Here is a 12,627-nt window from a genome sequence, read left to right as displayed (position 1 = left end):
CTATGAGGGGGCATGACAGACACAGCCTCCGCGCCGCAGCGCCCCCGCGTAAAACTGAAGCCCAAGGCCAATGCCCGTGCGATCCGGCATGGGTTTCCCTGGGTTTATGCCAATGAACTGGTCACCGACCGGCGCACCCGGAAACTGGCGCCGGGCACATTGGCAGTGCTTGAGGATGAGGCGATGCGGCCGCTGGGGCTGGTCTCGGTCAATCCCGACAGCAAGATCATCGGCCGGATGCTGGACCGCAATCCCGAGGCGCAGATTGATCAGGCCTGGTTCGAGGCGCGCCTGTCGCGGGCGCAGGAAATGCGCGCGCAGCTATATGATGCGCCCTTCTATCGACTGGTCCATGCCGAGGCGGACGGGCTGCCTGGCATCGTCATCGATCGGTTCGGAGATGCTTGCGTTGTGCAGCCCAATGCGGCCTGGGCCGAAACGCATCTGGAGGCGCTGACCTCCGCACTGGCAACCGTCACCGGCGCAGAGGTGATCCTGAAGAATGCCTCAGGGCGCACCCGGGGGCTGGAGGGGCTGGACGATGTTAATGCCACCCTGCAGGGCGAGACGCCGGACGCTCCGGTGCCGGTTCAGATGAATGGTGCCACCTATATGGCGGATCTGACTGGCGGGCAGAAAACCGGCCTGTTTTTCGATCAGCGCGAAAACCACGCCTTTGCTGCGCGGCTGGTGGCACCGGGGGCAAAGGTGCTGGATGTGTTTTCCCATGTCGGCGGTTTTGGCCTTGCCATGCTGGCGGCTGGCGCAGCCGAGGCAACCTGCGTTGATGGGTCTGCCGCGGCACTTGATCTGGCGGGGCAGGGCGCGGCTGCGTCGGGCTGGCAGGATCGTTTTGTCGCGCGGCAGGGCGATGCCTTTGACGTGCTGGCGGCGCTGGGCAGCGAAGGCGCGCAGTTTGACGTGGTGATCTGCGATCCGCCCGCATTTGCACCCTCCAAGAACGCGTTGGAGGCGGGCCTGCGCGCCTATGAACGGGTGGCCAAACTGGCCGCGCCGCTGGTGGCGCCAGGCGGGTATCTGGGGCTTTGTTCCTGTTCGCACGCGGCGGATCTGACACGTTTCCGCAATGCCTCGGCCCGCGGGATCGGTAAGGCCGGGCGGCGGGGACAGCTCATTCACACCGGATACGCCGGGCCGGACCATCCGCAGATGCCACAGCTGGCCGAAAGCGGATACCTCAAGGCCGTGTTCTTCCGACTGGACTGATCGCGCGTGAAACTGCTCCTTGATACTTGCGTTCTTTATCCCACGGTGATGCGGGAGATGCTGCTGGGCGCGGCGCGGCTGGGGCTTTATGCGCCGCTCTGGTCCGAGCGTATCCTGGAGGAATGGCGCCGCGCGGCGCTGAAACTCGGCCCCGAAGGGGCGGCGCAGGCCGCGTCCGAAGTTGCGCTGTTACAGGCGAACTGGCCCGGTGCACTTGTGGCGCCCGCACCGGGAGTGGAGGCGCGGCTGTGGCTGCCGGATGCGGCGGATGTGCACGTGCTGGCCGCCGCCATTGCGGGGCATGCCGATGGCATCGTCACCATGAACGCCAAGGATTTTCCGCGCCACACCCTGTCCGAGGAAGGGTTGAAACGCATCGGCCCGGATGAGCTGCTTTATGATCTGTGGCTCAAGGAACAGGCCGGGATGCAAACGGTCGGCACGGCCGTTCTGGATGAGGCCAACCGCCTGTCCGGCGGCGGCTGGCAGATGCGCCCCTTGCTGAAAAAGGCACGCCTGCCACGGCTTGCCAAGGCGCTGGCGGGCTGAACCTAGATCTCTTTCAGGATTTCTGCGGCGATCTCGAACGAGTGCATCCGGGCCTGATGGTCGTGGATCTGGCCGGTCAGGATCACCTCATCGGGCTGATACCGTCCAATGATCTCCGATAGCTGGCTGCGCACACTCTCTGGGCTGCCCACGGCGGTGATGCGCAGTGCCTCGTTCACACCTGCCAGCACATGCGGCTCCAGGTGCGCATTGATGTCATCCACCGGGGCGGGCAGCTTGCCCGGACGGCCCAGCCGCAGCCGGGCAAAGGCCTGCTGCATGGTGGTGCGCAGCCGGATGCCTTCGGCGTCACTGTCGGCGGCAAAGACGTTTATCGCCATCATCGCGTGCGGCTTGTCCAGGAAGGCCGAAGGCTGGAAAGAGCGCCGGTAGACCTCCAGCGCCTCCTCCAGCGCCTGCGGCGCGAAATGGGAGGCAAAGGCATAGGGCAGGCCCAGATGCGCGGCGAGCTGCGCGCCATAAAGGCTGGAGCCGAGGATCCAGACCGGCACATTTGTACCCTGGCCCGGGAAGGCGCGCACCGGCGCCTGCGGGTCCTCCGGCGCCATGAAACCGATGAGGTCAATTACATCCTGCGGAAAACTGTCGCCACTGGCAGCAGCCCCCATGCCGCGGCGCAGGGCACGGGCGGTCTGCATGTCGGTGCCTGGCGCCCGGCCCAGCCCCAGATCAATCCGGTCACCATAGAGGGAGGCCAGAGTACCGAAGGCCTCCGCCACCATATAGGGCGCATGGTTCGGCAGCATGATGCCGCCCGCGCCGATACGCATGGTGCTGGTCTGGCTGGCGATATGGCCGATCAGAACGGCAGTCGCGGCGCTGGCGATGCCGGGCATGTTGTGATGCTCGGCCAGCCAGTAACGGTGATAGCCTAGGCTTTCGGCCTTTTGCGCCAGTTCGGTGCTGTTCTTTAGCGCCTGCGGGATGGCAGAGCCTTCCGGAACCGGGGCAAGATCGAGCAGGGAATAGAGCATGAGCGCGGCCTTTTGATCGAGTGTTTTCCAAGATGTGGCGCCTCTTCCTGCGGGGCGCAAGGCGTGTGGCAGAGCAGGGAGGTACAAAGGCGGTATGACCTTCCGTCAGGCCTTGGCCCAGTCCGCCTCCAGCCGTTCGATGGCGGCGATGCGCTGTTCGGTCTTGGGGTGGCTCATCAGCCAGGCTGGCGCCATGCCCGCGCGCGACTGGGTCAGTTCCTCAAGCTTGCGGAATAGACTTTTTTGCGGTTCGACCCCGATGCCTGCCTTCATCAGCAGGGCGGCCGCATATTCATCCGCCTCGTATTCATCCCCACGCGACAGCCGCGCAGCCAGAAGATTTGCCAGAAGTCCGGCAATCCAGGGGCCGACAAAAGGGATATAGCGCCCGAGGATCATCATCAGCGCGGTCCTGAGGGCGTTCTGGCCGGAAAAGTCGATGATGCGTTTCTTTGAATGCCCCAGCGCCACATGCCCCAGTTCATGCGCGATGACCGAGGCGAGCTCTGCATCGCTGACATCGCCCGCCTGATACTTGGCGTAGAACCCGCGGGTGATGAAGATACGTCCATCGGGGGCTGCAAGACCGTTCACCGGGTCGACCTCGTAGATGAAGACGGGGATATCCGCCACCTCCAGCGCTGCCGCCATCTGGTCGGTCAGCCGCTTCAGTTTCGGGTCTGCCAGACGGGTTGAACGGGCATCAAGTTCGCGGTGGGTCCGCCAGACCGAAATCCGGTAGGAGACGAGGCCATAGAGCACGGCCAGCAGAATGGGAGTGAGACGCAGCATGAGGTAGATATGGGGCGGGCAAGCCCCGCGCTCAAGCGGATTGTTGGCCGCTTTTCGTGGAAACCTGCGCGAGGCTATCCCATTCGCAGTCGCCCTGCAGGGACGTCGCAGGCCAGCCGCTGGCCGTGATCGCATCCTGTAGCGCGGCATAGCAATCCGGATCGATGCCGGTGCCGGACATCTTGTCCATGATCTTGTAGGCTTCCTCCAGCGGCATCGCATCGCGATAGGGGCGGTCGGCGGTTAGCGCGTCAAAGACGTCGGCCACGGCCATGATCCGCATGTCCCGCGTCAGCGCCGCGCCCTGAAGCCCATAGGGATAGCCCTTGCCATCGGGGCGTTCGTGGTGGGCCACGATCACTTCGGCCATCCGCCGGAAGGCGCCAACCCGGCTCAGCACGTCATAACCCCAGACTGGATGCTGACGGACGACATCCATCTCATCCATCGTCAGCTTGCCCGGCTTGTCCAGAATGGTGTTCGAAATGCCCAGCTTGCCAATATCATGCAGCAGCGCGGCGCGGGCCATCCATCGGGTGTGGCAGGGCGCGAGGCCCAGCTGTTCACAAATCATGCGGGTATAGCGGGCGACACGTTGGGAATGGCCGTGGGTAAAGGGACTTTTAGCGTCGATCACCAGCGAAAAGGCATGACTGATCTCATCAAGGTAGTCCTCGTTCACCTCTGCCGTGTGCAGGGCATGGGCGCAGGAGAACACCTGTTGCTCCAGTTCCGGTGACAGCAGGTCATGGGCGAAACCGGGGTCACGGATCAGGCTGGTGAAGACGCGGACCAGATCGGGGTCGAACCAGACGCCCGCGCGGTTTTCCATCTCCCGCGCGGCAGCTTCGGCGCCGAAATCCAGGGTAAAAACATCCGTCACCTGCGCCATCAGGGCGATGCGCGACAGGAGCGGGATCTGATCGCCCTGCAGGCCCAAAGGCCGCCCACCGCCGTCCCAATGTTCATCAAGTGAGGCGATCGCCTCGGCCACCTCTTCGGAAAACCGCATGCGGCGGGCGATTTCCGCCCCGCGGCCGCAGCGATTGCGAACCAGCTCCTGCCCGATTTCGTCCCGGTGTCCGATTACATGGCGCAAAGTCTTCAGCCGCGTCAGCGGCGGCGCCCCCCGGGCTGTGCTGCGCAGCACAAAGGGCATGCCTTCGCGGCAGCCTTTGACGCGTTTGAAGGTCCGTTTGAAGGCCAGATCATCCATCATGTAGAGTTCGTTGATCCGGGCCGCGTTAGAACTGCAACCGGTGTCTTTCATCAGCAGTGTGAAATACAGATCGGTGCGCATTTGCGGCGGCAGGTCCAGCGCCTCGGCCACCTGCATGCCGATCCAGGCGCAGCGGATGCAATGGCCCTTGGGCTGGCCTTCGGTCATATCCAGCGCGTGGCTGAGTGCGCCAAGGACTTCTCCAAGACGAAGCTCCGGCCCGGCGGTGCCGTCAAAGTTTGTGCCAGTGGTCATTAAATGGCTGTACTCGATAGGGATGCAGAACTGGGCATCGACGCTAATCGCGCGTGTTTGACGATTGATTAACGGTTTCCCGCGTCCGAAATCAAAATACGCAGGAATTTATTTAAGTTGGTGTGAAGTGCAGCCTGCGAGCCGGAGCTTACCGGGTCAGCTCGCGCATGCCTTTTTCCAGCCCGTGCAGAGTCATCGGCACCATGCTGTCCTCGAAAATCTCGCGGATCATGCCGATGGAATGGGTATGGTCCCAGTATTTCTCTGGCACCGGGTTGATCCAGAGATTGGATTTCCAGTGTTCGCGCGCGCGTTGCAACCACACCTGTCCAGCCTCCTGGTTCCAATGCTCATTGGCGCCGCCCGGATAGGCGATTTCATAGGGCGACATCGAGGCATCTCCGACGAAGATGCATTTGTAGTCCGGCCCATAGGTGCGCAGCACCTCGTGCGTCGGCGTTTGTGCATCCCAGCGGCGGCGGTTGTCGCGCCAGACGCCTTCGTAAAGACAGTTGTGAAAGTAGAAGTATTCCAAGTGCTTGAACTCAGACCGCGCGGCCGAGAACAGCTCTTCCACGACCTTGATATGCGGATCCATCGAACCGCCCACGTCAAGGAACAGCAGCACCTTCACGGCGTTGTGCCGCTCGGGCCGGGTTTTCACGTCCAGATAGCCATGTTCGGCGGTGGCGCGGATGGTATTGTCGAGATCAAGCTCTTCTTGCGCGCCTTCGCGGACCCAGCGGCGCAGGCGCTTCAGGGCGACCTTGATGTTGCGGGTGCCAAGCTCCACATCGCCATCGAGGTTCTTGAACTCGCGCTTGTCCCAGACCTTCACCGCGCGGCGATGGCGGCTTTCCTTCTGGCCGATGCGCACCCCTTCGGGATTATAGCCATAGGCGCCAAAGGGCGAGGTGCCGGCGGTGCCGACCCATTTGTTGCCGCCCTGATGGCGCCCTTCCTGTTCCTTCAGACGCTCTTTCAGGGTTTCCATCAGCTTGTCAAAACCGCCAAGCGCCTCGATCTCAGCCTGTTCTTCTGGCGAAAGATGCTTTTCCGCCATCTTGCGCAGCCAGTCTTCGGGGATGTCCACGGCGTCCAGCACGGCTGAGGCAGGCAGTGCCTCCAGCCCTTCGAATGTGGCGGCAAAGGCGCGGTCGAACTTGTCGATATTGCGCTCGTCCTTCACCATGGCGGCGCGCGCCAGGTAGTAAAAGGCGTCAAGATCGTAGGTCACCAGCCCCTTTTTCATGCCTTCCAGAAAGGTCAGGTACTCCCGCAGCGAAACGGGGACCGAGGCCTGGCGCAGGTTTTCGAAAAAGGGTTGAAACATCTGGGACCTTTCTGGGCAGTTACACCGCCATCCGGTGAATGATCAGGGTGGCGAGCATCCCGACAATACCAAAGGCAATGGCATAGACAGCGCCATATTGCAGCATGTCGGCGAGATTGCCGTTACGTTTCCGGGCCGTCAGCGCACCTGTCAGCGCCCCCAGCAGCAATGCAGCGATTACGATCATCTTGTCAGTCCGCCTGTGTCATATGTTCCATGGATCCCCGGCCGGTCTTAGTGCGGGCGCAGATTTGCGACCTCCCGCAGCTTGGCCCGGACGGCCCAATCCGGGCCGAACCCGTAGCGTGCCCATCCAAGGCTGTCCAGCCTGACCGCGGAGGCGGCGTCGAATTGCCCCGCAAGGTCTAGCGCTTCGGCCTGCATCATCAAGGCCGTGGACAGCAGCGCGGCGTTTTCATAGCGGGCTGCGATCTCGGGAACCGGTTCCAGCAGCGTCAGGGCCGCATCGGGCTGGCCTCGGGCGATGGCGTAGGCCGCCATGCGTGGGCGGATGCGGGCCTGGTGCAGCTCCATGCCGGGCTGACCGCGCAGGATTTCCATTGCGGAAGCAAACAGGGTCTGGGCGCTGTCCGGGGCATCGGCCTGTATCAGGCGGCCCAGAACATAAAGCCCCTGCGCCTGCCTATGGTCCCGCCAGCCACTGTCGCGGCCGATTTCCACGGCGGTGCGGGCCGCCAGCCTGCGCTCTGACAGGCGAGTGTCGGGGCCAAGCGCGGTTTCGATGGCCGCGATCCAGCGGCGCGGCGTTGCGGGCAGCGGGCGGGGCGGGATGCCCTGGCCGCGAGGGTTCAATCGGGCCAGGATGCCGGGCAGGCGGGCGGCGACCTCGGAACGGGACATGCCGGTGCGCAGCTCCGGCGCATAGGTGGCGCGCAGGATCAGCATGTCAAAGCCGGTCAGAACGGTGTGCACATTGTCATCGTTAAAGACGGAATCCGACAGCCGGTACAGATCGTTCAGCGGGCCAAGCGCCTGCGCCAGCTCTTCGTGCAGGCAGTCGCGCAGCTCTTGCGGGCTGACGTCGCTGGGCAGGAACAGCGCCAGATTGTCCCGCTGGCGCATCCGGGTCCAGTCGGTGTCCGGGCTGCGCCGCTTGCGGCGGAAATCCCTCAGCGATGTGACGTTAGGCACCACGAAACAGGCCGCCTTGGGCAGAGCCTTGCGGATCGCCTTGCGCGAGACGGTTTCGATTGTGATCCGGGCGCTGTCACCATTCGCCCGGGTGATGTCGATCCCGGCCTCATTGCGCAATCGTGCCAGAAGGCGGGTCAGCTCGTGCTCGAAACCGGGGGGCGGGGCGCCTGTTACCCGCAGCGTGATGGGGCCGTCAAACCGGGTAAAGACGGGCAGGGTGCCGCCGCCTTCGAGATTGAAATGCAGATCCAGGAAATCCCGAGCGATATCGCGGTTTGCCCGTTGTGGTGGCTGAGGGTGCGCGGCGGCGAATGCCTTGGCCGGGGGCAATGTGCTGTCGGCGATGGCGGCGCGGCCCGGCTGGCTGCCGTCAAAGGTGCCGGTGCAGCCCACAAGCGCAGCGCAGGCGAGGGCAAGCAGGACCCGGGGCGCCCGGGCAGTGTCACGATGCGTTCTTCTGAACAAAAACGGCGGTCTCCGGAAAAACGGGCTGGCGGGATGCTGCGGTGCCATCAGGCGGCTACGCCCCGGCAAGGATAAGCTATCGCGAAAATAAGTAAACGTAGCATCAAAACGCAGGAACGACCGCCGCTACTGCCGAAATGGGCGGCAGCGGTGAGGTCAAGAGTGGTGCCCTGGTAAGCGTCAGCCTCGGCGCCCGCGTGCCATGAAGGCCAGCCGTTCGAACAGATGCACGTCCTGTTCATTCTTCAAAAGCGCCCCATGCAGCTTCGGCAGCGCATCGGCACCGTCGCGCGCGAGATCCTCGGGGGTCAGATCCTCGGCCAGCAGGAGCTTCAGCCAGTCGATGACTTCGGAGGTCGAAGGCTTCTTCTTCAGACCCGCGGTGTCGCGGATTTCGTAGAACTGTGTCAGCGCCGTGGTCAGCAGGCTTTCCTTGATACCAGGGTGGTGCACTTCGACGATCTTTTTCATCGTCTCGGCATCGGGGAAGCGGATGTAATGGAAGAAACAACGGCGCAGGAAGGCGTCCGGCAGTTCTTTTTCATTGTTCGAGGTGATGATCATGATCGGGCGCTGCTTGGCGCGGATCGTCTCGCCGGTCTCGTAGACGTGGAACTCCATCTTATCGAGTTCCTGCAAGAGGTCGTTGGGGAATTCGATGTCGGCCTTGTCGATCTCGTCGATCAGCAGCACGACCTTCTCGTCGGCCTCGAAGGCCTCCCAAAGCTTGCCCTTCTTGATGTAGTTCTTGACGTCATGCACGCGTTCATCGCCCAGCTGGCTGTCGCGAAGGCGGCTGACGGCATCGTATTCATAAAGACCTTGTTGCGCGCGGGTGGTGGATTTCACGTTCCACTCGATCATCCGCAGACCCAGAGCGTCCGCCACCTGTTTGGCCAGCTCGGTCTTGCCGGTTCCCGGCTCGCCCTTGACCAGCAGCGGCCGCTCCAGCGTGACGGCGGCGTTGACCGCCACTTTCAGGTCATCTGTTGCAACGTAATCCTTGGTGCCCTGAAATTGCATGTCTGTCCTGCGTCCTCTGGTTACTCTGTGCCCGTTTCCGGGCTGCAATGATGCGGTTTGGTCGCTTTTAACCCGGCTGGTTTACTATTGTGTAGTGACAATCTGCGCGGCAGGGGATAAACGCTGCGGCATGGGGAGCCGCAATGTTTGGAACGATTTGAAGAGACCAGCATTATGGGCCAGACCGAAGGAGCCGAGATGAAGCAAGAAATGTTTCTGCCGGAAGACTATCGTCCGGCCGAAGACGAGCCTTTCATGAACGAAAGGCAATCTGAATATTTTCGTCGTAAGCTGCTGAACTGGAAGCACGAGCTGCTTGCAGAGAGCCGCGACACTATCGAAGGATTGCAGGACAACACCCGAAACATTCCCGACGTTGCAGACCGCGCAAGCGAAGAGACGGACCGTGCTCTTGAACTGCGCACCCGCGACCGCCAGCGCAAACTGGTCGCAAAGATCGACGCGGCCATCCGGCGCATTGATGAAGGCGAATACGGTTATTGCGAAGTAACCGGCGAACCGATCTCGCTGAAACGCCTGGACGCCCGCCCCATCGCCACCATGAGCCTGGAAGCGCAGGAACGCCACGAGCGCCGCGAAAAAGTTCACCGCGACGACTGATCGTCTCTCGGCGAAGGCAGAAACATTGACGTCGGGGCCTGTGGCTCCGGCGTTTTTCGTTTAAGGGAAACCGGACCGGAGAATCTGCGTAGGCGACCCATGGAACTGACGGATAAGAAAATCACCATTGTGGGCGCTGGTATTGGCGGTCTTGCGGCGGCGGTCGCCCTGCGCCGCAAGGGTGCGCGGGTCACGGTTCTGGAGCAGGCCGAGGCGATTTCCGAAGTGGGCGCCGGGTTGCAGATCACCCCGAACGGTCTGGCGGTGCTGCAGGCGCTGGACCTGGCCGAGGATCTGGCCTGGACTGCCCCGCGGGCCCGCGCTGTGGTGCTGCGCAGCCATGCCAAAGGGGCTGAGGTTCTGCGCCTCGATCTGGAGCAATACGCGGCGGATCTGCGATACTATTTTGTGCATCGGTCGGATCTGATCGGCCTTTTGGCGGATGCCGCTCGGCAAGAGGGCGTGAAGGTGCGCTTGTTGCAAAAGGTCGAACGGGTCGAGCCGGGCCCGGAGCCGATGGTGCATCTGGCCAATGGGGCGGGCTGTGGCGGTGATCTGGTGATCGGCGCAGACGGGCTACATTCGCGGGTGCGCGCGGCACTCAACGCCCCGCGGCAGCCGTTCTTCACCGGGCAGGTCGCCTGGCGCGCCATCGTGCCGAACCATATCGGCCTGACGGCTGAGGCTCAGGTCTTCATGGGGCCGGGCCGCCATCTGGTGGCCTATCCGCTGCGCGACGGCTCCATCGTCAACCTTGTTGCCGCGCAGGAGCGGCGTGGCTGGGCCGAGGAAGGCTGGAACCTCAAGGACGACCCCGACAATCTGCGCCGCGCCTTTGCCGGATTTGGCGGCGATGCAAAGGATCTCCTGGACGCGGTCGAGGATGTGGCGCTCTGGGGGCTGTTCCGGCACCCGGTGGCAGAGCATTGGTATGGCGACTCCATGGCGCTGTTGGGCGATGCCGCCCATCCGACGCTGCCCTTTATGGCGCAGGGGGCCAATCTGGCGCTTGAGGATGCCTGGACGCTCTGCGCCGCGCTGGAAGAGGCCCCTGACATGCAGACCGGATTGGCGCTTTATCAGAACCGTCGCCGCGCCCGCGCGGAAAAAGTGGTGGCCGCCGCCACCGGCAATGCTTGGAAATACCACCTGCGCCCGCCGCTTAACTGGCCTGCGCACCGGGTGCTGAAACTGGCTGGACGGCTGGCGCCGCAGATGATGGTGGGGCAGTTCGACTGGATCTACCGCCACGATGTGACAGCGCCGCAGCCGGACTGATCCGGCTGGGCGGAGGCGCCGCGCCGCGGCCTCAGATATCGAGTTCGACCCAGACGGGCACGTGATCCGACGGCTTTTCCCGCCCGCGCACGTCCTTGTCGATCTGGCAATCCGTCAGCAGATCCGCCGCCTGCGGGGTCAGCAGGAAATGGTCGATGCGGATCCCGTCGTTGCGGTTCCAGGCCCCGGCCTGGTAATCCCAGAAGGAATAATGGCCCGGCCCCTGATGGCGGGCGCGGAAGGCTTCGGTAAAGCCGAGGTTGACGATCCGCTGGAAGGCGGCGCGGCTTTCAGGGCGGTGCAGGGCATCCTCGGCCCAGGCCTCGGGGCGTTTGGCATCCTCGGGCTGGGGGATGATGTTGTAATCCCCGGCCATCAGTGCGGGCATCTCATCGGCCAAGAGGGCCTTGGCGCGCGCTTGCAGCCGCTCCATCCACGCGAGTTTATAGGCGTATTTGCCGCCGGGCACCGGGCTGCCATCGTCGGTCAGCTCCACCGGGTTGCCGTTGGGCAGGTAAAGCCCACAGATGCGGATTGCCTGTTTGCCGACCACGGTGGCCTCGATCCAGCGCGCCTGCTCGTCACTGTCATCGCCGGGCAATCCGCGGCTGACATCTTCGAGCGGCAGTTTTGAAAGGATCGCTACGCCGTTGAAGCTTTTCTGACCATGGGTTTCGACGTTGTAACCACGTTCTTCGAAAATCTCGCGCGGGAAGGCCTCGTCGACCGATTTGATTTCCTGCAGCAGAACAACATCCGGCTGTGCTTCATCGAGCCAGTCGGGCAGGGCATTGGCGCGGGCTTTGATGCCGTTGATGTTGAACGTGGCGATTTTCATGTCGGATCTCCAGGCGCGCCCGGCGACCGCAGGGGTGCGGGCGGGGCATTTGGGGTTGCCGATCTATCGCCCAAACAGGGGGCCAGAGCAAGGGCTGGCCACGGAGGGGCGAATCACTTATGCGGGCTGGCGCTGACGGGTGAAAGGCGTGTTTTGCGACTTTGCATGTATCCACCTAGGGTTGTTGTTTTTGGCCTTGCAGGACTGCCTTTGTGGATAAGGATTAGTATAAGGTGTGTATGGTTTTAAATACCTGTAATTAAACGGTAATTTGCAATTCAAAGTTAAAGTGATTGTCGCGGAAAAAGCAACCTGAAATTGCAGATTCCGGTTTTGGAATTGCCAACTCCATGCCAGCGTTTTGGTGGCGATAATGCCCAACACTCGGAGGTTTCCATGACTGCTTTGCTCAAGAAAAATGACGTTCAATCAGCCGCTACTTCATGCGTTGAGGCTGCCGCTGCCAGCCTGTTTGGCGGCGAAGCTGTCGAGATGTTTTCGTCCGGATCGGCGCCCTCTGCGGACCTGATGACAGGCGGCGGTGCGGAGATGTTCAGCTCCGGTTCCGCGCCGTGTGCGGCGGATAGTTTTGGCGGTGAGGCGGTTTCGCTGTTCAGCTCGGGCTCTGCACCGGTTGCGGATGGCAGCCAGTCCAGCGGCGCGCTGACCGGTCTTTTTTCCTCTGGCTCGGCGCCGCAGGCCCGGGCGCGCACCGATCAGGGGGATGTCACCGGCCTGTTTGCCTCGGGCAGCTGAGGCAGGTGCCCCTATAAAAACCGCACCATAAACAGGGGCGATGATCATGACCTGATCATCTAAAAGCGGGGGCACCGCCGATCCGATCCGGGGGTGTCCGCAATACTGATCCTTCCACCGC

13 protein-coding genes are annotated in these 12,627 nt (G+C 62.8%); 5 read left to right on the top strand and 8 right to left on the bottom strand.

Annotation, left to right across the window (positions count from 1 at the left end):
- Window positions 1-12: 12 nt before the first annotated feature.
- Window positions 13-1,227 carry an RSP_2647 family RNA methyltransferase gene (locus tag SM764_RS11525; protein ID WP_369001841.1) on the top strand — a complete coding sequence of 405 codons (1,215 nt, stop codon included), beginning with the start codon at window positions 13-15 and terminating at the stop codon, window positions 1,225-1,227.
- Window positions 1,228-1,233: 6 nt separating this feature from the next.
- Window positions 1,234-1,776, top strand: coding sequence for an RSP_2648 family PIN domain-containing protein (locus tag SM764_RS11520; RefSeq protein ID WP_274836791.1), 543 nt, complete (start codon window positions 1,234-1,236; stop codon window positions 1,774-1,776).
- A 2-nt stretch (window positions 1,777-1,778) separates the two neighbouring features.
- Here the strand turns inward: SM764_RS11520 and SM764_RS11515 are convergent, their stop codons facing one another.
- The 7 genes from SM764_RS11515 to SM764_RS11485 form a co-directional block, all read right to left on the bottom strand.
- The gene (locus SM764_RS11515) at window positions 1,779-2,771 is read right to left on the bottom strand and encodes an LLM class flavin-dependent oxidoreductase (RefSeq protein ID WP_368997366.1); all 993 of its coding nucleotides are present in this window, start codon (window positions 2,769-2,771) and stop codon (window positions 1,779-1,781) included.
- 105 nt (window positions 2,772-2,876) lie between these two features.
- Window positions 2,877-3,563, bottom strand: coding sequence for a M48 family metallopeptidase (locus SM764_RS11510; protein ID WP_065273224.1), 687 nt, complete (start codon window positions 3,561-3,563; stop codon window positions 2,877-2,879).
- Between the two features lie 31 nt (window positions 3,564-3,594).
- Window positions 3,595-5,037 (bottom strand): HD-GYP domain-containing protein, encoded by a 1,443-nt coding sequence (locus SM764_RS11505; protein WP_369001840.1) that lies wholly within the window; start codon window positions 5,035-5,037, stop codon window positions 3,595-3,597.
- Window positions 5,038-5,185: 148 nt separating this feature from the next.
- Window positions 5,186-6,370 carry a vWA domain-containing protein gene (locus tag SM764_RS11500; RefSeq protein WP_065273226.1) on the bottom strand — a complete coding sequence of 395 codons (1,185 nt, stop codon included), beginning with the start codon at window positions 6,368-6,370 and terminating at the stop codon, window positions 5,186-5,188.
- Window positions 6,371-6,389: 19 nt separating this feature from the next.
- Window positions 6,390-6,557, bottom strand: a complete 168-nt coding sequence (locus SM764_RS11495; RefSeq protein ID WP_165832664.1) for a hypothetical protein — start codon at window positions 6,555-6,557, stop codon at window positions 6,390-6,392.
- A gap of 47 nt (window positions 6,558-6,604) precedes the next feature.
- Entirely contained in the window at window positions 6,605-7,990 is a 1,386-nt protein-coding gene (locus SM764_RS11490) for a DUF2927 domain-containing protein (RefSeq protein ID WP_369001839.1), read from the bottom strand.
- 180 nt (window positions 7,991-8,170) lie between these two features.
- Complete coding sequence (locus SM764_RS11485; protein ID WP_065273228.1) at window positions 8,171-9,013, bottom strand: AAA family ATPase; 843 nt, start codon at window positions 9,011-9,013, stop codon at window positions 8,171-8,173.
- 198 nt (window positions 9,014-9,211) lie between these two features.
- Between SM764_RS11485 and dksA the strand changes: the two genes are divergently transcribed.
- Together dksA and SM764_RS11475 are read left to right on the top strand one after the other, a co-directional pair.
- The gene (gene dksA, locus SM764_RS11480; RefSeq protein ID WP_065273809.1) at window positions 9,212-9,634 is read left to right on the top strand and encodes an RNA polymerase-binding protein DksA; all 423 of its coding nucleotides are present in this window, start codon (window positions 9,212-9,214) and stop codon (window positions 9,632-9,634) included.
- A 99-nt stretch (window positions 9,635-9,733) separates the two neighbouring features.
- On the top strand, window positions 9,734-10,912 hold the full coding sequence (locus SM764_RS11475; RefSeq protein ID WP_369001838.1) for an FAD-dependent monooxygenase: 1,179 nt from the start codon (window positions 9,734-9,736) through the stop codon (window positions 10,910-10,912).
- Between the two features lie 31 nt (window positions 10,913-10,943).
- On the opposite strand, the gene xth is transcribed toward SM764_RS11475, so the two are convergent.
- On the bottom strand, window positions 10,944-11,750 hold the full coding sequence (gene xth / locus SM764_RS11470) for an exodeoxyribonuclease III (protein ID WP_274836796.1): 807 nt from the start codon (window positions 11,748-11,750) through the stop codon (window positions 10,944-10,946).
- A 396-nt stretch (window positions 11,751-12,146) separates the two neighbouring features.
- On the opposite strand from xth, the gene SM764_RS11465 reads away from it, so the two are divergent.
- On the top strand, window positions 12,147-12,506 hold the full coding sequence (locus SM764_RS11465; protein WP_369001837.1) for a hypothetical protein: 360 nt from the start codon (window positions 12,147-12,149) through the stop codon (window positions 12,504-12,506).
- Window positions 12,507-12,627 lie beyond the last annotated feature (121 nt).

The sequence above is a fragment of the Pseudophaeobacter sp. 1A16562 genome (assembly GCF_041008785.1).
Taxonomy (GTDB): Bacteria; Pseudomonadota; Alphaproteobacteria; order Rhodobacterales; family Rhodobacteraceae; genus Phycobacter; species Phycobacter gallaeciensis_A.
This window is presented reverse-complemented; position numbering and strand designations above follow the sequence as displayed.